Origin of the sequence: Dyella amyloliquefaciens, assembly GCF_004296575.1 — a bacterium.
Classification (GTDB): domain Bacteria; phylum Pseudomonadota; class Gammaproteobacteria; order Xanthomonadales; family Rhodanobacteraceae; genus Dyella; species Dyella amyloliquefaciens.
Genome location: NZ_SAYT01000001.1, coordinates 923,731 through 947,065 on the forward strand (window position 1 = coordinate 923,731; position 23,335 = coordinate 947,065).

Consider the following 23,335-nt stretch of genomic DNA (forward strand, 5'->3'; position numbering starts at 1 on the left):
CCACCCACGGCATGACCGACGCCGACACCAAGCGCCGCCTGGCCGCGTTGGCGCTGGGCGCCATCGGCGTGGTCTACGGCGACATTGGTACCAGCCCGCTCTACACGCTGCAGACCACGCTCAGCCACGACGGCATGAAGCCGACGCCGGAAAGCATCTATGGCGTGCTGTCGCTGATCTTTTGGGCACAGATCATCGTGGTGTCGCTGAAGTACGTGGTCTTCATCATGCGCGCCGACAACAAGGGCGAGGGCGGCATCATGGCCCTGCTTGCCCTGGCGTTGCGCAGCGTGGGCGGGCAACCCCGGCAGCGCTGGCTGCTCGCCATCATCGGTATTTTCGGCGCCTCGCTGTTCTACGGCGACGGCGTGATCACGCCGGCCATTTCGGTGCTGTCGGCGGTGGAAGGCGTGAAGGTTGCCGCGCCCAATCTTGGCCACTGGGTCGTGCCCATCACTGCGGTGATCCTGTTCCTGCTGTTCGCGCTGCAGCGGCACGGCACCGAGCGCGTGGGCAGGCTGTTCGGCCCGGTGATGGTGGTGTGGTTCATCGTCATCGCATTGCTCGGTGTCCACATGATTGCCCGCAATCCGCACGTGCTGTGGGCGCTCAATCCGTACTACGGGGTGAAGTTCTTCTTCACCCACGGCATGCAGGCCTTCATCGCACTGGGCGGCGTGGTGCTGGCGCTCACCGGTGCCGAGGCGCTGTATGCGGACATGGGCCACTTCGGCAAGCGTCCGATCCGCTACGCCTGGTTCAGCTTTGTGCTGCCGGCCCTGGTCCTCAACTACTTCGGCCAGGGTGCGCTGCTGCTCAACCATCCGGAAGCGATCGACAGTCCGTTCTTCAAGCTGACCCCGGAGCCGCTGCTGTACCCGATGATCGGCCTGGCCACCGTGGCCACGGTGATCGCTTCGCAGGCAGTGATTTCCGGTGCGTTCTCGATGACCCGCGAGGCCATGTCGCTGGGCTATTCCATGCGCATGCCGGTGGTGCATACCTCGCGCGAGATGTCCGGGCAGATCTTCGTGCCGTGGGTGAACAACTTCCTGCTGGTGATGGTGCTGGTGGCGGTGCTCGGTTTCCGCAGCTCGGACAACCTGAGCGCGGCCTATGGCATCGCGGTGACCGGCACCATGACCATCACCACCATCCTTGCGCTGATCGTGGCCCGTCGGATGTGGCACTGGAGCCGCTTCGTCGTGGTGCTGGCGGGCATCCTGCTGCTCAGCATCGACCTGTCGTTCCTGGGCGCCAACCTGATCAAGATCGAGTACGGCGGCTGGTTCCCGCTGGTGCTGGGCGTGGGCGTGTTCGTCGTGATGACCACGTGGCGTCGTGGCCGCGAGCTGGTGGTGCGCGAGATCAAGCAGTCGGGCCTCGCGCTGGACCCGTTCATCGAGAACATCGCCGAGCATCCGCCGCTGCGCGTGCCGGGTACCGCCGTGTTCCTGACCGCCAACCAGCACGCCGTGCCGCACGCGCTGCTGCACAACCTCAAGCACAACAAGGTGCTTCACGAGCGCAATGTGCTGTTGACGGTGGAAATGCTGGAAATCCCCACCGCTGATCCCGGCGAGCGCATCGAAATCAGCGAACTGGGTGGCGATTTCTACGGGCTGGAGCTGCGCTTCGGCTTCGCCGAGGATCCCAACATCCCGCTGGCCTTGTCCAAGTGCTCCAAGGTGGGCCTGCCGTTCGACATGATGGACACGACCTTCTTCCTGTCACGCGAAAACATCATCGCGGATGCCCGCCGTCCTGGCATGGCGCTGTGGCGTGACAAGCTGTTCGCCTTCATGGCACGCAATGCCTTGCCGGCCACGGCCTTCTTCCAGATTCCCGGCAATCGCCTGATCGAGCTGGGCGCGCAGGTCGAGATCTGACGGACCGCATGCGGGACCCTGCGAGAGCGGGGTCCCGGCGCGAAACGTGCCAATCCCCGTTTTTTGCCCGGATGAGGCTCGTTTTGAGCCCGCCAGGCCCGAATGCGTGCCCGTTGCCGCGCCGCTGCAACCCAAGCACTGCCATAATGCGCACCCATGAGCGAACACCGCATCGTCACCGCCGCCGCCCATCTGGACGATGAGGCCCTCGAAGCCTCCATTCGTCCGAAACGGCTGGCCGAATACCTGGGCCAGCAGGCGGTGCGTGAGCAGCTGTCGATCTACATCGAGGCAGCCAAGAAGCGTGGCGGCGCGCTCGACCATGTGCTGATCTTTGGTCCCCCGGGCCTGGGCAAGACCACGTTGAGTCACGTGATCGCCAACGAGCTGGGCGTCAACGTGCGCTCTACCTCCGGCCCGGTGCTGGAGAGGGCCGGGGACCTGGCCGCTCTGCTCACCAATCTCGAGCCGCACGACGTGCTGTTCGTGGACGAGATCCATCGCCTCTCGCCCGTGGTGGAGGAAGTGCTCTATCCCGCGATGGAGGATTTCCAGATCGACATCATGATCGGCGAAGGCCCCGCGGCCCGCTCGATCAAGCTCGACCTGCCGCCCTTCACCCTGATCGGCGCCACCACCCGTGCCGGCCTGCTCACCGCACCGCTGCGTGACCGCTTCGGCATCGTGCAGCGTTTGGAGTTCTATACGCCCGACGAACTCACCGCCATCGTGCGGCGCTCGGCCCGCATCCTGGGCATCGCCTGCGAGCCGGAAGGGGCGCAGGAGATCGCGCGCCGTTCGCGCGGCACGCCCCGCATAGCCAATCGCCTGCTGCGCCGCGTGCGCGACTACGCCGAAGTGCGTGCGAACGGGGAAATCACCCGTGAGGCCGCCCGCGCCGCGATGGACATGCTGAAGGTGGATGCCGAGGGCTTCGACGAGCTCGACCGGCGCATGCTGCTGACCATCATCGAGAGCTTCGATGGCGGCCCGGTGGGCGTGGAGTCGCTGGCCGCCGCGTTGAGCGAGGACCGCGGCACGCTGGAGGACGTGGTCGAGCCTTACCTGATCCAGCAGGGCTACCTGGTGCGCACCGCCCGCGGCCGGATGGCCAGCGCCAAGGCCTGGCGCCATCTCGGCCTGACCCCGCCGCCACGCCAGCCCAGCGCCGCCGACCTTTTCACTGCCGACAACGCCGATGTCTGACAACGCGCCCATCCTTGCCACCGACCCGTTCCAGTGGCCGGTGCGTGTCTATTGGGAAGACACCGACGCGGGTGGCGTGGTCTACCACGCCAGCTACCTGCGTTTCATGGAGCGGGCCCGCTCCGAATGGCTCCGTGGCCTGGGTATCAGCCAGTCGGCCGTGAAGGAATCGACCGGGCTGGCCTTCCTGGTCCGCGACATGCAGATCGACTTCCTCAGGGCGGCCCTGCTGGATGATGAACTGTCGGTAAGCGTTGAAGTCAAAGAACGGCGCGCAGCCAGTATCCTTTTCGCCCAAACGATCCGCCGGGCGGACGGCGTGGAGCTGATCCGCGCGAAGGTGCGAGTGGCGTGCGTCGACGTCAACCGCATGCGTCCGGTGCAGATTCCGGCCGATCTCATCCCCGGCCTTCCCCATCAATAAGAAGTACGTGCGCTGGAGAACCTTCGAGCAATGAACAGTGGAGTCAACATTTTCAAGCTGATCGCCGAGGCGAGCGTCCTTGTGCAGGCGGTCATGCTGGTGCTTCTCGTGTTCTCGTTCCTCTCGTGGGTGATCATCATCCGCAAGCACGCGCAGCTGAAATCCGCGATGGAAGAGGCCGAGGGCTTTGAAGAGCGCTTCTGGTCCGGCGCCGACCTCGCCCAGCTGTTCCGCGAGGTGAGCAACCGAGGCGCCGGCAACGGTGGCATGGAGACGGTGTTCGAATCCGGCTTCCGCGAGTTCGTGCGCCAGCGCCAGCGCAAGACGCATGACCTGCGCATCGTCATCGAAGGTTCCGAGCGCGCCATGCGCGTGGCCGGCACCCGCGAGATCGGTCGCCTCGAGCGCAACCTGGAATTCCTCGCCAACGTCGGCTCGATCAGCCCGTACGTCGGCCTGTTCGGCACGGTCATCGGCATCATGGGTGCCTTCCAGGGCCTGGGCGAGATGAAGGACGTCACCATTGCCGTGGTGGCCCCGCACATTTCCGAGGCGCTGATCGCCACCGCGATGGGCCTGTTCGCCGCGATTCCGGCCGTGTGGGCATACAACCGCTTCGCCAACAAGGTCGAGCGCGTCGCCTCCCGCTACGAGGTGTTCCAGGAAGAGTTCTCCTCGGTGCTGCAGCGTCAGATCCAGACCGACGATCCGACGGCTTGAGGAGCTGAGCCATGCGTAGCTCTGCGCGTCACAAGCGCTTCAAGCTCAAGTCCGAGATCAACGTCGTTCCCTACATCGACGTGATGCTGGTGCTGCTGATCATCTTCATGGTCGCCACGCCCATGCTCAACGCCAACGTCGACGTGAACCTGCCGCAGGCCAACGCCAAGTCGCTGCAGGACAAGAAGGAACCGGTAATCGTCTCGGTCGACCACAACGGCCAGCTCTATCTCACGCTCGGTACCGAGAAGAAGCAGCCGATCGATGCACAGACCATGCAGGCCAAGGTGGGCGCCTTCGTGAAGGCGAACCCCGAGGTCAGCGTGCTCGTGGCCGGTGACCGCGACGGCAAGTACGACGGTGTGTACCAGGTGTTGGCCCAGCTGCAGCAGGCCGGCGTGGCCAAGGTGGGTCTGATGAGCGCGCCGGAGTCGAGCAGCAAGAAATGAGGGCCGACTCCCCCAAGGGCACATCCAAGGCGGTTGTTCTCTCCGCCATCCTGCATCTGGGCATCGTGGGCTTCCTGGCCCTCGCGGTGATCCCGTGCTCGTTCTACGAGGGCCTGTTCGAAACCCTGCACCTGCCGGCGAGCTGGAACCCGATCACCTGCGCCAAGCCGATCGAGCTGCCGGGCGAGATCATCGAGGCGACCCTGGTCGGCCCGACCGGTGCGCCGCCGCCGAAGGCCGTCAAGGCGAAGCCGGTGCCGGATACCGTACCGCCCCCGCCGACCGTGACGCCGCCGCCGGTACCCGAAGTGCCCAAGGTGAAGACCTTGCCGCCGCCGCCTGAGCATCCGGACACCAAGGATCAGGAGAAGGTCGTGGCCGATGCCTTGCAGAAGGCCGAGGACGCCAAGAAGGAGCAGGAAGAGAAGCAGCGCCAGCGCGCCGCCGAACTGGACGCTCAGGCCGCCAAGCAGAAGCAGGAAAAGCAGAAGCAGATCGATGAACTGTTCGCCAAGATGGACGCTGCTGACCAGCAGACCAAGAAAGCGGACAACAAGGCCAAGCAGGCCAAGCAGCAGATGGAAGACTTGAAGAACGCCCAGGACAACGGCCTGGCCAACGTGCCCAATGCCGCCCAGCGGCAGACCGGCAACAACGGTCCCGATGCCGGCCTGCTGGCGCAATATCTCGCGTCGATTCAGAACGCGGTCACGCAGAATTGGCTACGCCCGGATAACATGCCGAACACGCCGTGCATCGTGCACATCGTGCAGCTGCCAGGCGGCGACGTGATGAGCGCCAAGGTCGACTCGAGTTGTCCATACGACGAGGCCGGCAAACGCTCCATCGAAAACGCCGTCCTGCGCGCGCAGCCCTTGCCCTACAAGGGTTTTGAGAGCGTGTTCCAGCGTCAGATCGATTTCACTTTCAGGCCGCAGTGATGAAGCCCATGCGTAAACTGAGCTCAAGCTTTGCCCTCGTCCTGCTCGTCGTGGCCGCGTTGATCGCCGGCCCCGCAGCAGCCCAGTCGCTCAATGTCGACATCGTCGGCGGCCTCAAGACCGCCACGCCGATCGCCGTGGTCCCGTTCGCCCAGGCGGGCGGCGCACCGCTGTCCACCGACGTGGCCGACGTGATCCGCAACGACTTCAACCGCTCGGGCAAATTCCGCTCGCTGGCGAAGAGCGAGATCGTCGAGACCCCGTCCAAGGGCTCGGACGTCAACTTCGCCACCTGGCGCCTGCTCAAGCAGGACTACCTCACCATCGGCCGCATCAGCGACGCCGGCGGCGGCATGCTGCGGGTGGAATACGAACTGTGGGACGTCAACAAGCAGCAGAGCCTGCTGGCCCAGGCGTACACCGCCCCGGCCGGTGACCTGCGCGGCGTGGCCCACCAGATCGCCGATGCGATCTACGAGAAGATCACCGGCGTGCGTGGCGCGTTCTGGACCCGCATTGCCTATATCACCGCCGTAGGCCTGGGCAACAACACCACCTACTCGCTGATCGTGGCCGATTCGGACGGCTACAACCCGCAGGTCGTGGCGCGTTCGCGCGAGTCGCTGCTGTCGCCCTCGTGGTCGCCGGATGGGCGCAAGATCGCCTATGTGTCGTTCGAAAGCGGCAACTCGGCCATCTATGTGCAAGACATCACGACCGGCTCGCGCCAGCTGATCTCGGCCCGGGCCAAGGGCATCAACGGTGCTCCGAACTGGTCGCCGGATGGCAGCAAGCTAGCGTTGGCGCTGTCCTACCAGGGCAATCCGGAGATCTACGTGATGGACGTGGCCTCCCGCCAGGAGACCCGCCTCACCAACAACCTTGCCATCGATACCGAGCCGCGCTGGACGCCGGATGGCCAGAGCATCATCTTCACCTCCGACCGCTCGGGTCGTCCGCAGCTCTACCAGATGCCCGCCACGGGCGGTGGGGCGGACCGCATCACGTTCCAGGGGCAGTTCAACGCCAACGCCTCGATCAGCTATGACGGCAAGCAGATCGCCATGGTGCAGGGCAACGGGAACGTGTATCGTATCGCCATTATGGATCGCAGTCTGGGTGGGCAGGTGCGCTTCATCTCGCCGGGTCCGATCGACGAAACCCCGAGTTTCGCGCCCAACGCCAGCATGCTGTTGTATGCCGCTTCCGAAGGTCGACGTGGCGTCCTTTACGCCGTATCGGCCGATGGTCTAGTCCGGCAACGCCTCGTGTTGGCCGATGGCGACGTTCGCGAGCCGGCCTGGGGTCCCTATCGTCAACGTTGACCAGTTCATGCCCTGGCGCGCGAGCGTCAGGGTCATGTGATCCGGGCGTGAAACCGTAAAACGACACAATCCGGGTCAAAACAACTTGCCAGCCGCGGCAATCTGTCGCGGAGGGCGGGTCAGGTGGTTGCGAGACAGCGCACCGCCGGCAGCAAAAATGTCAAAATAACAGCCGGTTCACCGGCGAACACTGTCCCGAAACCGCAATCATTACTGACTGTCGGAACTCAAACCCGTTTGAAGGAACGTCCACCATGAATAAGACCGTTCGCGTCGCTCTGGTCGCCCTGCTCTGCGTTGGCGCGGCCGCATGCTCGAAGAAGCAGGAAACCAAGCCGCAGGCTCCCGTGGAACAGGCTCCGGTGACCGCGCCGGCCTCCGGCCCGACCAAGTACACCCCGGCTGACCTCGACACCGACGCTTGCCTGCGCCAGCGCGTTGTGTACTTCGATTTCGACAAGGACGAAATCAAGCCGGAGTTCCAGCAGATCATGGCGTGCCACGCCAAGTACCTGCAGGACCGCCCGATGGCCCAGATCCGTCTGGAAGGCAATGCTGACGAGCGCGGCACCCGCGAGTACAACCTCGGCCTCGGCGAGCGCCGCGGCAACGCCGTGTCCAGCGCCCTGCAGTCGAACGGCGGCTCGGCCAGCCAGATCAACGTGATCTCGTACGGCAAGGAAAAGCCGGTGTGCCGTGAGCACAACGAAGACTGCTGGAGCAAGAACCGTCGCGTCGAGATCGTCTACACGGCGAAGTAATGAAGAAGCAACTGGCTAACAGCTTCAAGGCCAGGATGGGCATGGCGGGCGCGTTCGCGTCCGCCATGCTTTTTGTTGTCCCGGCATTTGCGCAGGATTCCCGCCTGAGCCTCGCCGATCGCGTCTCGCGATTGGAGCAGCAGGCCCAGAACCAGAATCAGGGCGGTACGACCCTGGTCAACCAGGTCCAGGCGCTGCAGTCGCAGTTGCAGCAGATGCAGGGCCAGATCGAAGAACTGCAGCACCAGCTGCAGGAAGCGAACGACAAGAACAAGGCGCAAGCCACGGACTTCGATTCGCGCCTGGGCCGCCTTGAGGGCGGTGCCGGAGCAGCGGCGAACAACCCGGGCAATGCGGCCAACGCAAATACGCCTCCGCCGGCGGGCGATGTGCCCCAGGCGCCGGCCCCCGCGCCGGACGCGGGCAAGGGTGGCAAGGCGGCCGGTGCGGCTGCTGGCGCTGCTGCCGGCACGGCGGCGGCCACCAAGGGTGGTGCTGCGCCGGCCAATTCGGCCGGTGCGCAGGCGGTCTACGACGAAGCCTTCAAGTCGCTGCGTGCCGGCGACTACGTGGTGGCGTCGCGCGGCTTCCGTGGTTTCATCCAGCAGTACCCCGACAGTCCGCTGCTGCCCAATGCCTATTACTGGCTGGGCGAGTCGTACTACGTCACCATGAATTATTCGGTGGCGCTCGAAGCCTTCCAGCGACTGCTGAGCCAGTTCCCGCAGAGCGAGAAGGCGCCCGACGCCATGCTCAAGGTGGGCTACAGCCAGATCGAACTGAAGCAGGTCGATGCCGGCAAGGCCACGCTGAAGAGCGTCACGGCGAAGTTCCCGGGCTCCAAGGCCGCTGGCCTGGCCCAGGAGCGCCTGCGTCGCCTGCAGGCTCAGCCGGCCAACTGAGGTTGATGGTGTGAGCGCCAGCAGTACGAGCGTGGCATCCACCACGCCAGCACCGGCGCAGGCCGAACGGCTGCGCATTACCGAGATCTTCCACTCGATCCAGGGCGAGGCCGACGCGATCGGCTGGCGCACGGTATTCGTCCGCCTCACGGGCTGCCCGCTGCGTTGCGTGTGGTGCGATACCGAGTATTCGTTCTACGGCGGCAACTGGCGCGACATAGACGACATCGTTGCCGAGGTGGCCTCGCATGGCGCCAGGCACGTCTGCGTGACGGGTGGCGAGCCGCTCGCGCAGAAGCGCTGCCTGATCCTGCTGAAGCGCCTGTGCGATGCCGGCCATGATGTGTCGCTGGAAACCTCGGGCGCGCTGGATGTTTCCCTGGTCGATCCGCGCGTGCGCAAGGTGATGGACCTGAAGGCCCCCGATTCGGGCGAGGCCAAGCGCAACCTGTGGTCGAACATCGACCGTCTGCTGCCGCACGACCAGGTAAAGATCGTCATCGCCAGCCGGGCCGACTACGAATGGGCGCGAGATGCGGTCGCCGAGCACAAGCTCAACGAACGCTGCATGGTGCTGTTCTCGCCGGTCCACGGGGCGATCAAGCCGCGCGAACTCGCGGAATGGATCATCGAGGACAAGCTCGACGTGCGTTTCCAGCTGCAGCTGCACAAGCTGTTGTGGAACGACGAACCGGGCCATTGAGCCCAGGTCGGGCGCCGGGTCGTTAGCCCAGCCCGTTAGAAGCACGCTTCATGCGGGGAGGGCACCTCGAACTTTCACGGTGCCGCCAAAGCTTCGACAGTAGATTTCCGCGCGCCGGCCTGTGTTGCCGGTGGCGCTCTTCGGCCGGATCACCGGCATGAACCCAGGAGTGGATCCAACCATGTCTCAATCGTCTCCCCGCAAGGCCGTCGTGCTCGTTTCCGGCGGCATGGATTCGGCGGTCACTATCGCCATCGCGCGCGAGCAGGGCTATCAGGTGCATGCGCTGAGCGTCGCCTATGGCCAGCGGCACAATGCGGAGCTCGCCGCTTCGGAGCGGGTCTCGCGCACGCTCGGTGCGGTGGAGCACAAGACCGTGCAGGTGGACCTGCGCTCCATCGGCGGCTCGGCGCTCACCGCGGATATCGATGTGCCGCTGGACCAGACGGGCGACACCGGCATTCCGGTGACCTACGTGCCAGCGCGCAACACCATCATGCTGTCCATCGCGCTCGGTTGGGCCGAGGTGCTGGGTTCCACGGACATCTGGTGCGGCGTGAATGCGGTGGACTATTCCGGTTATCCCGATTGCCGCCCCGCCTTCATCGAATCCTTCGAGCAACTGGCCAATGTCGCGACCAAGGCCGGTGTGGAAGGGGCGGGTATCCGCATCCACGCGCCCCTGATGCGCATGAGCAAGGCCGATATCGCCCGCGAAGGGCAGCGCCTGGGCGTGGATTTCTCAGAGACGGTGAGCTGCTACCAGGCGGACGCCGAGGGGCGTGCATGCGGTCATTGCGACGCCTGCCTTTTGCGCGCACAGGGCTTCAAGGCGGCGGGGTTGCCGGATCCGACCCGCTATGTCTGAATCAGTCTGGCTTGTGCCATGGGCGGCTAGCCCATAAAATTACGGGCTTGCCTTTGGCGATGGGTCGTTAGCTCAGTCGGTAGAGCAGTAGACTTTTAATCTATTGGTCCCGAGTTCGAATCTCGGACGACCCACCAAAGCATTCGAGGACTTGCCTGGCGGCAAGTCCTTTTTTTTATGGGCGTGTGTCGCTGGTGTGCCGGGCGCGGAAGGGCGCGTGTCAGCTCGCTCGTCGCCACGCGGGTGACGTGTGCTTGCGTGGCGTGGAATTGCGCTCCATCACCGGCATGCGCGGCAATTCGAACCAGAACGCGCTGCCGCGACCCGGTTCGGAGCGCAGGCCGATGCGCGTGCCCAGCAGGCGGGCGAGGCGTTCGGCAATGGCCAGGCCGAGGCCGTAGCCGCCTCGGCGTTCGCTCTCTCCGGCCTGCAACTGCACGAACTCTTCGAAGATGCGCTGTTGGTGGATGACGGCGATGCCGGGACCGTTGTCGCGCACTTCGATGCGCACGGCCTGGCCACGCCGGCGCGCGGCGATCAGCACGCGACCGTCGGGCGAGTTGATGATGGCGTTGCTGGCGAGCTGGTAAAGCAGGCTGGCCGCTACATCCGCATCGCCATGCAGTTCGTGATGGCTTCCGCGCCAGATCAGCGTGACGTGGTGTCGCGCCGCCTCATGGTTAAGCGAGGTGCGATCACGCATGAAGAGTTCGGCGGCGGAGAAGCCGGTGGGCTTCACGGCGATCACGCCGGCGTCGAGTCGCGAGATCTCGAGCAGGGCATCCAGCAATCGCGTCATCGCGGCGATGCTGGTGCGCATCTGCTGGAACAGCAACTGCCGCTCCTCTTCGCTGCCGCTGTCCACGCCGGCGGCGAACAGCTCGAGCGCCTGCAGCGGCTGACGGAAGTGATGGCTGACCAGCGCGATGAACTGCGATTTGCTGCGTGTGGCGGCTTGGCTCTGCCGCAAGCGATCGAGCGCCTCCACGGCGTTCTCCTGCTGCATGGTGCTCCAGTCGCGGCGCTGCTCTTCCAGCAATTCGGAGAGGCGTTCCAGCGCATGGCGAATATCGGAAAACTCCGGACCGACGGGCGTGTCGTCGATGGCCGGATGGCGTGCATTGACCATTTCATGCAGCGCGTCCTGCACGTGTGCCAGGGGTTCCAGCACGTGATGACGCAGGGTGACGCGCGCAAGCCACGCGAGCACGAGGATGCCGGCGGCGCACAGCCCGCCCAGCAACCACACGAGGCCCTGGGCGAGGCGCAGCGGGCGCGTGTCCACTTCCATGCTCAGCCATGAAGCCGGCACACCGGTACCGTGCAGCTCGCTTCGATACGTGGTGCCTCCCCGCGGCAGCGCTTGGCCGCTGCTCCAGAGGCTGCCATCGGGGCGATGCAGTTCCACGCGTTGCAACTGGTCGATCTGTCCGTCCCGCAGTGCCCGATCGAGGGTGTCCTGGGGAGAGGCCGTGAAGCTGTTGCCAAGTTCGCCGGCGAGGCGCTCCAGACGCAAGGTCACCGAAGCTTCCGCGCGCTCGCCCATGGTGTGCGTCTGCTGCAGGCACAGCGCGAGCACGAGCGCGAGCGCGGCGATCGTGCTTGGCAGGATCACATCGATGAACAGGCGTGGAAGCAGTCGCTGGCGCGATTCCATGCGTCAGGCTCCCATGGCCGGGCGGTGTTTAGTGATGCGGCCGGCACATCGCCCGGACGTCCTCAGGCACGGCATGGCTGGCGTGGGCTGCATGGATGTGGACTCGCGATTGGTCGGCGATGAAAACGGCCCCTTGGTTCGGGCACGTCATCTCCATGAAATGCCCTGTGAGGCACTCTAAAGAATTAGTCGTAGCCCAACGATAGCCACTTCGTTCTAGCGCAAGGCGCCATAGTTCGAACGGCCTATCCGCATGCATGTTGCAGCGCAAGAACGAGAATGAACCGAAAGCGGTGCTCGTCGCATGACGCCGAAGCCTTTTGGCGCTAACTTGCACAACCGCAAGGCCCACCGGGCCTCCTGGAGATCCTCATGTCTGCACCCCGCCGTCTGCTGCTCGCTTTCTCCCTGCTGGGCCTCGCCACCGTTGCCATCGCGCAGGACCTGCCGGCCAACATGCCCAAGCGCAAGCCGGGTCTGTGGGAAATGCAGACTTCCGGCATGAGTGGTCATCCGCAGGTGATGAAGCTTTGCCTGGACGCGGACACCGACCAGGCGATGTACAAGATGGGCTCGCAGATGAGCGGCCACATGTGCAGCAAGTTCAACATCGATGTGCAGGGCAGCACCGTGGTGTCCGATGCGGTGTGCAAGCTCAACACCCCGAACGGCACGGTCAACATGACCAGCCACAGCGAGACCAAGTTCGACGGTAATACCGCCTACCAGACCGAGGGCCACATGAAGTACGACCCGGCGGTGATGGGGCAGAGCGAGATGGCGATGAACAGCTCGGGCCATTGGGTCGGGGAGTGTCCGGCCGGCCAGAAGCCGGGCGACATGGTGATGCCCAACGGCAGCACCATGAACATCAAGGATATGCAGCACCACTGAGTGCTGTGAGGTCAGGGCGGGCAGCCTAGGCTGAGCCCGCCTGGCTCCGGGTCAAGGTGTCGAAGGAGCCATCAGTTCGCGCACCAGCGCCTGGTGCTCATTGTCGATCTTGTGCAGTCGCGCCTGCATCGCGGCATCGCTGACCCATTGGGCGCTGTAGGCGCGGCGCCGGTCGAGGTTGAACTCGATATCGGCGAAGGGCACCAGCGTTTCATTGCCGGCAGGCGTGAATCCGCTGATGTCATGGATCAACTGCAGCCTGGCCAGCTCGGCCTGGGCGTTCTTGCCCTTGCCGTAGGAGGTCAGTGCAGTGGCCACGCGTTGGCGCAGGTCCGCGGGCAGGTCCGAACGGATCACTACCACCGCGTGCGGGATCAGGCTGGAGGTCCACAGGACGCGCAACCGGTCGTACTGGTCGGGAAACCGTTTGGCGAACCGCTCCAGGTCGGCGGTGTTGTTGGTGGCAACATCCACCTCGTTGTTCGCCACCGCCAGCGCGTTGTTCTGGTGGTTGTCCACGGTCACGCTGGCGAAGAAGGTGTCCGAGTCGAGCCGGCGATTGGCGAACACCTGCGTTTCGGGCACCAGGTAACCCGATACCGAGAGCACCTCGCCACGCGCATAGCGCAGGTGTCCTGGCTGGCGGAGCATGTCATCGACGCTGTGCAGTGGCGAATCCTTGGCCACCAACAGGACCGAGTAGTAGCCGCGCGAGCCGTTGGTCCGCGTGAGCTGGGCGATCACCTGCATGCGGTCGTGGGTGACCGCGTCCAGGGCGAGGCGACCGGAGACGAAGGCAAAGTCGACACGCTCCTCGGCCATCGCCTGGGCCAGGCCTTCATAGGTGCTGACCGACAGGGAGTGGACGGGCAGTCCCAGGGTGTGGCTGAGGTCGTCCAGCATCGGCCGCCATGCCGCGAGCGACTCGGAGGGGCCACCGATGGGCAGGATGCCGAACGTGAGCGCGCTGATGTGCTTGGGATCAGGCGGTGCGCTGGCGGGCTGGGCCGCCTGGACAAGTGGGGCTGACAGACAGGCAAGGACGAGGCCAAAGGCGACCCACCGGCAGGACCGGAGCCTCAGGTTTGTCAGCCAGCCCTTCGGCAAGACGGTGTTCCCCCAGGAGCGTCAGGCGCGTTCGGCGGCCTATGGCGCCATCAGCATGCGGGCAGCATACGTGGCGTTCGTCACGGCGGAGTGAAGGTTACAGCCCGCTGATACGCCGGGAGGCGACCACGGCTTCCACACGGTTGCGAACGTTGAGCGCCCGGAAGATCGCGGCCAGATGGATCTTCACCGTGCCTTCGCTGATACCCAGGTCGCGCGCGATCAGCTTGTTGGGCTTGCCCTGCGAGAGCAGGCGCAGCACGTCGATCTGGCGCTCTGTGAGCAGCTTGCGCAGGCGCTCTTCCAGCGAATCGGCCGGAGTTGGCGCCGGGGTGGCGGGTTGCGCCGCCATGGTCGCGCCATTGGCAACGCCATCGACGCGTTCCTGCAGCATCAGGGGCGGCACGTACACGCCGCCCGACAGCACCAGCCGCACGGCGGACAGCATGACGTCGGGCGAATAGGCCTTGGGGATGAAGCCCTGCACGCCCATCGCGAGCAGGGTCTTCATCAGGGTGGGGTCTTCCACGCCCGATAGCACGATCACCGGCACTTCCGGCAACTGCTCGATCACCTCGGTCAGGTGCTCGCTGCCATGGACGCCCGGCATTGCCAGGTCGACGAGGGCCAGCGACATGGAGGCCGCGTCGGGGGCGTGGATGGCTTCGCGCAATTCCGCCATGTCCATGGCAGTGACGAAGTTGGTGTCCGGCCCAAGCTCGGCCAGCTTGAGCTTGACACCTTCGACGATCAGTCGATGGTCGTCAGCAATCAGTATGCGCATGTCGTTCCCCGTGACGCGCGCACGGCTCTCCCATCGCCGCGCATTCGCGCACGCAACATAGCCCCAGCACGCGCCTACAGCAACCGTAGGGAGCTTACGAACGGCCTAGTCACAAGGTCATATGGTCCGCTGGATGGGGCACCGTGAGAATCGCCCCGATGCGAGGGGGAGTCGCTCATGTGCACCACACGACAGGGGCGGCGGTGGCTGTATCGGCGCTGCGTATGGCTTGCTTTGAAGGGAGATGGTGCGATCGGGTCGGGTGATGGCGTGCAGGGTGGGCGTTTTGCCTGGACACCGTAGCCATGGGTGTCATGCGGCTGCTGGAGTGCTACGCACCTTTGTTTTCCTTCGGCTTGCTCATCGACGAGCAGGCCGCGACCCCTGATGGCCCCGGCGAACTGGCGACCGTCCAGATGCGGGCGCGCGCTATCACCGATGATGCCCGCGGCAGGGCGCTCGGGGCAGGCAAGCCGCTGACCGACGTCGAGATGGCCGGCTTTGCGGCCGTGGCCTGGTTCGATGAAGTGGTCATGCGGCAGGATGCCTGGAAGCACCTGGCGAGTCCGTTGCAACTGGACCTGTTCGGCACGGCCAGTGCCGCCAGCGAATTCTTCGATCATCTCGCCCACCTGCCGCCCACTGCCGAAGAGGTCCGCGAGGTGTTCGGCATGGCGCTGTCGCTTGGCTACGTCGGGCAGTACTACTACGAGCAGGACGACAGCGGCGAATTGGGGCGCATCAAGGCGCTCTATTGCCGCCCCAGCGTGACGGCGCCGGTCGTGCTGCAAACCCTGCAACGCGAGCCCATCACGCCACAGCCCTATCTCGCGCCGGGATCGCCTCCGTTGCGCCTGCCGGCTTCATGGGTGGGGCGGCGCTCGATGCAATTCGTGGCCGGTGCCCTGGTGTTGCTGGTCCTGGTGGCGTTCGTGGCACCGGTGTTCAGTCACGTCGTCCCCATGCAGACCTGGTTACTGCTTGGCCTTGGCGTGGTCGCCGCGAGCACATTGGCCTGGGCTGCCACGTTGGCATGGCACCGCCTGGTGGTGATGCGCGCGCATACACGCGTAGCGGCACATCTTGAAGCAGGCTACGGCATTGGCGATCTGTGGTCTGCGCTGGTCGATGCCGCGCGACACGTGCGCGGCGCGGTGCTGCATCCGTTTCGTCGCCGTGGCGAATGGCGAAAGCTGTCGCGGCACCCCTGGTTGATGTTCCTTGGCGACAGCCCCGCGGAAGTGCGCAGCCTGCTGCAGGCTGCCGCCCATGCACCGCACGCGCGCAACTCTCCGGCCAACGCGGCAGCGAGACCGTGGTACTGGTGGATCTTCCGTTCGGTGGTTGCGGTTGAGCCGGGCGGTCATCTGCTGCAGTCGCCGAACGAACCGCATGGACAGGCTTCGCCATGGTCACAGGCGCTTTCCCTGCTGGCGCGGGAGCGTCGCAAGCTGCCGCTGGATGGCATGGTGCTGTGCGTGTCGGCGCAGAGCCTGCTGGAATCGGCGGCACAGATCAGCGCGCGTGCCAGCCGCCTGCAGGACATGGCTTATGAAGCCACGCGGCATCTGCAGCTGCAGTTGCCGCTTTATGTCGTGGTGACGGGGCTCGAAGCATTGCCGGGCCATGCCGCCGTGCGGGCCACGTTGCCTTCGGCGGTGTTCAGGCGCGCCTTGGGTTGGCGAATATCGTCTGCACCCGGAGTGGCCTCATCCCACGGACGTATGGACGTCCGCAGCGAAGAAGTGGAGCGACGCTTGGGTGCGGCGGTGATGGCGGCGCTGGCGGTGCAGCGTCATGCGCGTGGGCGCCGTGAAGTGTTCGGCTTCCTGCAATCTTTGCCGCTGCTGCAGCGAGGCTTGCAGGTGTTTCTCGACCGACTGTCGGCGGGTGAGGGGGCTGGCGGACGCCGGTTGCTCTGGTGCGGGCTCTATCTAACCGGTGGAGCACGACCCAGTGCGCCCAGCGGCGATTTCGTCGATGACCTGTTCGCGCGTTTCCTGCCAGCCGATCGCCTGCTTGCGCGCCGCATCGCCCTGGAAAACTGACCGCCGCCTCAGGCCACCGTGACCCGGTTGGAGGTCCAGGCCGTCATCATGGCCTCCCGCAGCTGTTCGGGTGACACCGGTTTGTAAAGTACCGGGATGCGGGCCGCCATGATTTCGCGGAGACGGTCGCTGCGCGTTTCGCCCGTGATGAGCAGGCGCGAGAAGGGCGGGTTGCCGTCGCGCTGGTAATGCTGGTCGAGCGCGGCCAGTACGTCCAGGCCGCTTTCCCCGTCGCGCAGGCGCAAATCGGAAATCACGATGTCGGGAGGCGTCGGCCATTCCTCGGCGGCGAGCAGGGCCTGCGTGCGGTCTTCCGCGACGGCCACTTCGCAACCCCAGCTGCGCAGCAGGTAACGAATGCCCGAGAGGATGGCGGGTTCGTCATCGATCACCAGCACGCGCATGCCCGACACATCCAGCGGAGCTTCCTCGCCCCCGCTGTGCGGTACCTGCTGCGCCGGGACCTGCGGAAGATGAAAGGTGAACACGCTGCCGCGGCCCGGAGTGGACTTCAGCTGCACCTGCGTGTCGAGCAGCTCGGCCAGGCGCTGCACGGTGGCCAGTCCCAGGCCGAGGCCGCGTCGCGGTCCGGTGTCGTGCTCGTGGTTGCTGTGGCATTCCACGCGATAGAACTCGTCGAATACGCGCGCCTGGTGTTCGGGCGCGATGCCGGTGCCGGTATCCCATACGTCCAGCCTCACCGCGCCGTCGCCACGACGGCGCGCCACCACCAGCACGCCTCCCTTGTGCGTATAGCGCAGTGCATTGCTCACCAGGTTGTTGAGGATGCGTGCGAGCATCGTGCGATCGCTGCGCACCCAGACATCGGTGGCGCGCATGATCAGGCGAAGGCCGTGCTGCTCGGCGATCATGCGGAAATTGCGGCTGACTTCCTCCAGCACGTGGTCCAGCGGGAATTCGGTGATCTCGATCTGCATCGCGCCGGTTTCCAGCCGCGACAGGTCGAGCAGTTCGCTGAAAAGATGATCGAGGGCTTCCACGCATTCCTGGATGTGCGCGATGCGATCGAGCCGTACCGGGTCGCGTTCGTCCTCGGCCAGCGACGAGGAGAACAGGGTCAAGGCGTAAAGCGGCTGGCGCAGATCGTGCGAGGCGGCGGCAAGGAAGCGCGCCTTGGCGACGCTGGCGGCTTCGAGTGCCGCGTTCTTGCGCGCGAGTTCCACCGTTGCGTGCTCGATCTCCTTTTCCATGCTGCGCTGTACATCGAACAGTGCGAGCGCGGCGCTGTTGAAGCCGCGCTGCAGTTCGCCGATCTCGGTCTGGTCGGTGACCTCCACCTCCACCCGCCGATCACCGCGTCCCAGCTGGTGCACGGCGGATACGAGTCCGCGCAGGGGAGCGCTGATCCAGCGCGCGGCCTGCCAGCCGATGATGCCCGCGACGAGCACGCTCAGCGCCAGCGCGACGAGCGCGTTGCGCAGGCTGGCCTGCTGCGCCGCGATGGCGTCGTTGAGGCTGACATCCACCATCACCGAACCCAGCACCGGCCGGCCGGGTTGTTCGGTATCGACGACATCGCGAACAACGGTCAGCGTTTCGGCATTGCCGCCACCGCTGCGACCGAGGTTGTCGGCAAGAATTTCTCCATCGGCTGCGCGGATCTGCACGCGCGCGACGTGGGGCAGGTCACCGATCGATTCGGCGATGCGCACCAGTTCGCGGCGTTGCATGTCCCGCAGGGCCGTGGTCGATACGGACGCGGCCTGGGTCGCGATGGCGTCGGCCGTGATCTGCGCCATGCCACGCAGGCTGGTGAGCTGGTGCTGGGTGAGGAGGGCGACCAGCAGCGTGGCCGTCACCAGCGTGGGGACGAGCGCCACCAGGGCAAGCCGCTGCATCAGCGACGTGCGCCGCCACCACCGCCCCGCTCGGGAGTTCGCCCCTGCACCCATTGGCCGTTAACCCCATCCGGCGGTCCATGCGCCATCGGAAGTCAGACTAGCGCGATTCATGGAGTAGGGCAGCTAGCCCATTGGCCGAGGACTATGTCCTTAGTGTTCGTGAGAATTTGCCGACGCAGCGATAGTCTGCCGCCGACGACGGCTGAGGCGTTCGACCAGCAGCGGCAGCAGGGCCAGCAGTCCGATCGCGCTCAGCGGCATCCATATCGAACGTTGCATCAGCAGGCCCAGGCCAAAGTGGCCTTCGCTGTGGGCCAGGGCCTGTCCCAGGCCGGCGCCGATGCTGGTCTCGAAAATCAGGGAGACGGTGCCACCCAGCCAGCTGGCGCCGAGGAACAGCCACATCGGGCAACGCAACCACGCCAGCCCCACCGTGATGAGACCGAACGGCGCCACCGGTATGAAGCGAAGAAACATGGTGTAGGCCACCGGATGACGCTCGAAGCCGTGATGCAGCTTGTCCACGATGGCCGGCGGATGCTTGCTGCCGGCGCCAAAGGCGTAGCGGCTGGCGAGGAACAGGATCAGCGTGCCCAGGGTCAGGCCGATGGAGCTGTAGATGCTTCCTTCGAGCACGCCAAAGGCGAATCCGCCGGCCATGATGATGATCACGGTGCCGGGGATGCCAGTCGACACGGCCAACGTAAGCAGGCCGATGAAGGTGACGCGGCTGAGCCAGGGCGAGCCGTCGATATCGGCGCGCAGCTGGGCCTGGTGCATCACGAGCTGTTCGGGATGCAGGCGATCGAGCGCGCCGGAGCTGAACATGACGATGCCGGCGATGACCAGCAGGATCAGCGGCAACGCAGCGCGCAGGCGGCTCAATAGTGCTGACCGGTTTGACCGTAGGCGGCGAGCACGCTGCGCGCTTCGTCGCGCAGGATGTCGCGACGCACGGCGATGCCGCGGCGTTCGAGCTCGCCCACCCAGTCCGCCGGCAGCGGGCCTTCATCGAACTCGGTGAGTGCTTCCACGTCTTCGGAACGCGCGCCGATCAGCAGTGCGTCCACGCCGGCCCACACGGTGGCGCCGTAGCACTGGCAGCACGGCTGTGCGCTGGTGGCGAGCGTATAGCTGCCACCGTCCTGGTTCAGGCGGAACGCGGCAAGGCGCTGCTGCGCGGTCATGTAGGCCATCATTTCGGCGTGTGCGACCGAGCAGGTCTGCGGCACGACGCGGTTGACGCCCACCGACACGACACGGCCATCACCGTTGAACACGGCAGCGCCGAAGGGGCCGCCCTGTCCATGCTCGATGTTGCGTCGTGACAGCTCGATCGCCAAACCCACGCGCTCCTCGTCGGTCACGTAGCGCTTTCGCTCGTCGACCACTTCGCCGATCCACGGCGGGAGGGTCAGGTGAATCTGTACTGGTAGCATGCAGTGGTCCCTGTGATGCCGATGTCAGCCGGCCTGCTTGGCCCAGGCATCACGCAAGGTGACGGCCCGGTTGAACACCGGTGCGCCGGCTTTGTGATCGATGCGATCGGCAACGAAGTAGCCGAGGCGCTCGAACTGGAAACGCTGCTCGGGCGCAGCGGACGCTGCGGCAGGCTCCAGCCATGCGCGCACCACGCGCTTGGCCTCCGGGTTGATGTGCTCGATCCAGGTCTTGCCGTCGCTCTCGTCGTCCGGATCCGCCACGTTGAACAGGCGGTCGTAGATGCGCACCTCGGTGGAGACGCCGTGCTTCGCGCTCACCCAGTGGATGGTGCCCTTCACCTTGCGATCGGCGCCCGGCATGCCTTGGCGCGATTCGAGGTCGAGCGTGCAGCGCAGTTCGACGACGTTGCCATCGGTATCCTTCACCAGCTCCTCGCACTTCACGATGCCCACGCCGCGCAGGCGCACTTCGCCTTCGGGCTTGAGGCGATGGAAACCCTTCGGCGGCACTTCGGCGAAGTCTTCGCGCTCGATCCACAGCTCGCGCGAGAACGGCACTTCACGCGTGCCAAAGCTCTCGTCCTTCGGATGGTTCGAGAACGTCAGCGTCTCTTCGTGGCCTTCCGGCAGGTTGCTGATCACCAGCTTGAGCGGCTCGAGCACCGCCATGCGGCGCGCCGCGGTGGCGTCCAGGTCTTCGCGGATGCAGTTCTCGAGGATCGAGTAGTCGATGATGCTGTTCTGCTTGCTGACGCCGAGGCGTTCGATCAGCAGGCGCAGGCCGCCCGGCGTGAAGCCGCGGCGACGCAGGCCGCGCAGCGTGTTCATGCGCGGATCGTCCCAGCCATCGACCAGGTTCTCGTTCACCAGCTGCGCGAGCTTGCGCTTGCTGGTGATGGAGTAGGAGAGGTTGAGGCGCGAAAATTCAATCTGTCGCGGCTTGGCCGGCTCGGTGCGGAAGCCGCCTTCGCGCAGGTGCTGCCACAGCTCCGGATGATTGACCAGGTCAACCTTGTCGACGAACCAGTCGTACAGCGGGCGATGGTCCTCGAACTCCAGCGTGCACAGCGAGTGCGTGATGCCTTCCAGCGCGTCGGACAGGCAATGCGCGTAGTCGTACATCGGATAGATCGGCCACGCGTCGCCGGTGTTCTGATGCGCCACCTTGCGGATGCGATAGATCGCCGGGTCGCGCATGTTCATGTTGCCCGACGTCATGTCGATCTTCGCGCGCAGCGTCTTGGAGCCGTCGGCGAACTCGCCCGCGCGCATGCGGCGGAACAGGTCCAGGTTCTCTTCCACGCTGCGGTCGCGGAACGGCGAATGGCGGCCCGGCTCGGTAAGCGTGCCGCGATAGGCGCGCATGTCTTCCGGGCTCAGGTCGTCGACGTAGGCCACGCCGTCCTGGATCAGCTTGATCGCCGAGTCGTAGAACACCTCGAAGTAATCCGAGGCGTGGCGCAGGTCGTGCCACTCGTAGCCGAGCCAGCGCACGTCGTCCTTGATGCCCTCGACGAACTCGGGGTCTTCCTTGCCCGGGTTGGTGTCGTCCAGGCGCAGGTTGCACCAGCCGGTGAACTCCCTGGCGATGCCGAAGTTCAGGCAGATCGCCTTGGCGTGGCCGATGTGCAGGTAGCCATTGGGCTCGGGCGGGAAGCGGGTGCGGATGTCGTGATGCTTACCCGTGGCCAGGTCCTCGCGGATGATCTGGCGGATGAAGTCCCGTTGCCCCTCGGCCTGCGGGGTGGCGGGCGAGGTGGTGGGTTCAACGGTGGCTTTATCGGTAGACATCGGGACTCGAAGCTCGTACGAGGTAGCGGAACCACTAAGTTTACCTCGTCCTAGATGGGGGTGTTTCACCCGGTTTCAGGGGCCGGTCACAGGCCCGGGGGAAGGGCCGCTCCGGGCCCATGCGCAGGCGAACGCACGCTGTGCGTGGCATGGCGAAGAACCCTCGGGTACATCGCTGACAATGGCCATCCAAATCAGGTTTACTACCGGCATGCCGACGGATTTCAGCCCAATCGCCTTCTTGCCGCCCATGACGGACCCGAAGCGGGTCTGCGCGTGATGAATCATCCGGTCGTCCTCACGCCCCTGGCCACCGCGCCCCTGAATACCCGCATCGCCTTCCTGCTCGAGCTGGCGCGTCGCCTGCACCAGTACGGTACGGCGGCGCCGCGCCTGGAAGGAGCCATCGGCGGGGCGGCGCAGCGCTTGGGTCTGGTGGCCGATGTGTGGTCCAGCCCGACCGCGATCATCATTTCGTTCACCGACCTGACCCATGGCGAGGACGAGGTGGCGCAGGTCACCCAGGTGATGAGGCTGGCGCCCGGTGATGTGAACCTGGGGCGGCTCAGCGAGGCCGACGCCATTGCCGACAAGGTCATCGCCGGCGATATCGAATTGCGCGAGGGCTTCCGGCGGTTGCGGGAACTGGGTCGCCCGGATACCCGCCGCGCACAAGCCGGCGTGATCGCCAGTTACGGCCTCGCCGCGGCGAGTGTGGTGGCGCTGCTGTTGCACAGTTCCTGGGCGGACCTGATCACGGCGGCACTGATCGGGCTGATCATCGGCACCATTACCGTGCTGTCGGCCACGCGCCCGCGCCTGGCCGTGGCCAGCGAAGCGATCAGCGCGCTGGTGGCGACCGTCATCGCCATCGTGGTCAGCCAGTTCGTGGTGCCGCTGGCGATCAAGTCGGTGATCCTGGCGGGTTTGATCGTGCTTATGCCCGGCATGTCGCTCACCACGGCGGTGCGCGAGATTTCCAGCCAACACCTCGTCGCGGGCGTGGCACGCATGGGTGGTGCCATCGCCACGCTGATCAAGCTCACCTTCGGCACCGTGGCCGCGACGGAACTTTGCAACGCGTTCGGCATCGAGGGTCACGATTACGCGCTGACGCCCTTGCCGGCGTGGACCGACTACCCCGCCTTGCTGGTGGGCGCGTTCGCTTTCGCCGTGTCCTTCCGTGCGGCGCGGCGCGACTGGCTGGTGGTGATGGCGGCGGTGGTGCTCGGTTATCTGGCGACGCGCTGGGGCGGTGCTCTGGCCGGAAAACTGCCGGCGGCGCCGTTCGGTGTTTTCCTCGGCGGTTTGGCGTTGAGCAGCCTGGCCAACCTCTATGCGCGCTTCGTGCATCGGCCGGGCGCGATCATTCGTGAGCCAGGCATTATCCTGCTGGTGCCGGGAAGCGTCGGGTTCCGCAGCGTTTCCTATTTGCTGGAGCGCGATACCACGCTGGGCATGGATACCGGCATGCTGCTGATTACCTTGTTGATCGCACTGGTAGCCGGGCTGCTGTTCGGCGACCTGCTGATTGCGCCGCGCCGTTCGCTTTGAATGGGATT

At 65.4% G+C, this 23,335-nt stretch carries 21 protein-coding genes and 1 tRNA gene; 15 read left to right on the forward strand and 7 right to left on the reverse strand.

The window, feature by feature from the left end; genetic code table 11:
• Positions 1-11 precede the first annotated feature (11 nt).
• The 12 genes from EPB08_RS03760 to EPB08_RS03815 all read left to right on the forward strand — a co-directional run bounded on the left by EPB08_RS03760 (position 12) and on the right by EPB08_RS03815 (position 10,325).
• On the forward strand, positions 12-1,889 hold the full coding sequence (locus tag EPB08_RS03760; RefSeq protein WP_130617905.1) for a potassium transporter Kup: 1,878 nt from the start codon (positions 12-14) through the stop codon (positions 1,887-1,889).
• Positions 1,890-2,045: 156 nt separating this feature from the next.
• Positions 2,046-3,095: a Holliday junction branch migration DNA helicase RuvB gene (ruvB, locus tag EPB08_RS03765; RefSeq protein ID WP_130617692.1), complete on the forward strand. Its 1,050-nt coding sequence runs from the start codon at positions 2,046-2,048 to the stop codon at positions 3,093-3,095.
• Positions 3,088-3,519: a tol-pal system-associated acyl-CoA thioesterase gene (gene ybgC / locus EPB08_RS03770; RefSeq protein ID WP_130617693.1), complete on the forward strand. Its 432-nt coding sequence runs from the start codon at positions 3,088-3,090 to the stop codon at positions 3,517-3,519. Before ruvB ends, ybgC begins: the two co-directional genes overlap by 8 nt.
• Positions 3,520-3,549: 30 nt before the next feature.
• Complete coding sequence (tolQ, locus tag EPB08_RS03775; protein ID WP_130617694.1) at positions 3,550-4,239, forward strand: protein TolQ; 690 nt, start codon at positions 3,550-3,552, stop codon at positions 4,237-4,239.
• Positions 4,240-4,250: 11 nt separating this feature from the next.
• Entirely contained in the window at positions 4,251-4,688 is a 438-nt protein-coding gene (gene tolR / locus EPB08_RS03780) for a protein TolR (RefSeq protein ID WP_130617695.1), read from the forward strand.
• Positions 4,685-5,629, forward strand: coding sequence for a cell envelope integrity protein TolA (gene tolA / locus EPB08_RS03785; protein WP_130617696.1), 945 nt, complete (start codon positions 4,685-4,687; stop codon positions 5,627-5,629). The genes tolR and tolA overlap by 4 nt, the downstream gene beginning before the upstream one ends.
• Before the next feature lie 8 nt (positions 5,630-5,637).
• On the forward strand, positions 5,638-6,954 hold the full coding sequence (gene tolB / locus EPB08_RS03790; RefSeq protein WP_130617697.1) for a Tol-Pal system beta propeller repeat protein TolB: 1,317 nt from the start codon (positions 5,638-5,640) through the stop codon (positions 6,952-6,954).
• A gap of 254 nt (positions 6,955-7,208) precedes the next feature.
• Positions 7,209-7,715: a peptidoglycan-associated lipoprotein Pal gene (gene pal / locus EPB08_RS03795; protein WP_130617698.1), complete on the forward strand. Its 507-nt coding sequence runs from the start codon at positions 7,209-7,211 to the stop codon at positions 7,713-7,715.
• Positions 7,715-8,617, forward strand: a complete 903-nt coding sequence (gene ybgF / locus EPB08_RS03800; RefSeq protein ID WP_205746264.1) for a tol-pal system protein YbgF — start codon at positions 7,715-7,717, stop codon at positions 8,615-8,617. The genes pal and ybgF overlap by 1 nt, the downstream gene beginning before the upstream one ends.
• Before the next feature lie 31 nt (positions 8,618-8,648).
• Complete coding sequence (gene queE / locus EPB08_RS03805) at positions 8,649-9,320, forward strand: 7-carboxy-7-deazaguanine synthase QueE (protein WP_130617907.1); 672 nt, start codon at positions 8,649-8,651, stop codon at positions 9,318-9,320.
• Between the two features lie 181 nt (positions 9,321-9,501).
• Positions 9,502-10,188, forward strand: coding sequence for a 7-cyano-7-deazaguanine synthase QueC (queC, locus tag EPB08_RS03810; protein ID WP_130617699.1), 687 nt, complete (start codon positions 9,502-9,504; stop codon positions 10,186-10,188).
• A gap of 61 nt (positions 10,189-10,249) precedes the next feature.
• A tRNA-Lys gene (locus EPB08_RS03815) sits at positions 10,250-10,325 on the forward strand.
• A gap of 83 nt (positions 10,326-10,408) precedes the next feature.
• Here the strand turns inward: EPB08_RS03815 and EPB08_RS03820 are convergent.
• Positions 10,409-11,845, reverse strand: coding sequence for a sensor histidine kinase (locus EPB08_RS03820; RefSeq protein ID WP_130617700.1), 1,437 nt, complete (start codon positions 11,843-11,845; stop codon positions 10,409-10,411).
• Between the two features lie 372 nt (positions 11,846-12,217).
• Here EPB08_RS03820 and EPB08_RS03825 point away from each other — a divergent pair, with 372 nt between their 5' ends.
• Positions 12,218-12,739: a DUF3617 domain-containing protein gene (locus EPB08_RS03825; protein ID WP_130617701.1), complete on the forward strand. Its 522-nt coding sequence runs from the start codon at positions 12,218-12,220 to the stop codon at positions 12,737-12,739.
• Between the two features lie 51 nt (positions 12,740-12,790).
• Here EPB08_RS03825 and phnD read toward each other — a convergent pair whose 3' ends face one another.
• The gene (gene phnD, locus EPB08_RS03830) at positions 12,791-13,846 is read right to left on the reverse strand and encodes a phosphate/phosphite/phosphonate ABC transporter substrate-binding protein (RefSeq protein WP_229238201.1); all 1,056 of its coding nucleotides are present in this window, start codon (positions 13,844-13,846) and stop codon (positions 12,791-12,793) included.
• 97 nt (positions 13,847-13,943) lie between these two features.
• The gene (locus EPB08_RS03835; protein WP_130617702.1) at positions 13,944-14,630 is read right to left on the reverse strand and encodes a LuxR C-terminal-related transcriptional regulator; all 687 of its coding nucleotides are present in this window, start codon (positions 14,628-14,630) and stop codon (positions 13,944-13,946) included.
• A gap of 305 nt (positions 14,631-14,935) precedes the next feature.
• On the opposite strand from EPB08_RS03835, the gene EPB08_RS03840 reads away from it, so the two are divergent.
• Positions 14,936-16,678 carry a type VI secretion protein IcmF/TssM N-terminal domain-containing protein gene (locus EPB08_RS03840; protein ID WP_130617703.1) on the forward strand — a complete coding sequence of 581 codons (1,743 nt, stop codon included), beginning with the start codon at positions 14,936-14,938 and terminating at the stop codon, positions 16,676-16,678.
• 8 nt (positions 16,679-16,686) lie between these two features.
• Here the strand turns inward: EPB08_RS03840 and EPB08_RS03845 are convergent, their stop codons facing one another.
• From EPB08_RS03845 to EPB08_RS03860, 4 genes are all read right to left on the reverse strand, one after another.
• Positions 16,687-18,537, reverse strand: a complete 1,851-nt coding sequence (locus EPB08_RS03845) for an ATP-binding response regulator (protein WP_130617704.1) — start codon at positions 18,535-18,537, stop codon at positions 16,687-16,689.
• Between the two features lie 153 nt (positions 18,538-18,690).
• Positions 18,691-19,425, reverse strand: a complete 735-nt coding sequence (locus EPB08_RS03850; protein ID WP_130617705.1) for a TVP38/TMEM64 family protein — start codon at positions 19,423-19,425, stop codon at positions 18,691-18,693.
• A complete protein-coding gene (locus EPB08_RS03855) occupies positions 19,422-19,979 on the reverse strand; it encodes a deaminase (RefSeq protein ID WP_130617706.1) in 558 nt (185 codons plus the stop codon). The genes EPB08_RS03850 and EPB08_RS03855 overlap by 4 nt, the downstream gene beginning before the upstream one ends.
• Before the next feature lie 24 nt (positions 19,980-20,003).
• Positions 20,004-21,773 carry a glutamine--tRNA ligase/YqeY domain fusion protein gene (locus EPB08_RS03860; protein ID WP_130617707.1) on the reverse strand — a complete coding sequence of 590 codons (1,770 nt, stop codon included), beginning with the start codon at positions 21,771-21,773 and terminating at the stop codon, positions 20,004-20,006.
• Between the two features lie 279 nt (positions 21,774-22,052).
• Here EPB08_RS03860 and EPB08_RS03865 point away from each other — a divergent pair, with 279 nt between their 5' ends.
• Complete coding sequence (locus EPB08_RS03865; protein ID WP_130617708.1) at positions 22,053-23,327, forward strand: threonine/serine exporter family protein; 1,275 nt, start codon at positions 22,053-22,055, stop codon at positions 23,325-23,327.
• The last annotated feature ends 8 nt before the right edge of the window (positions 23,328-23,335 follow it).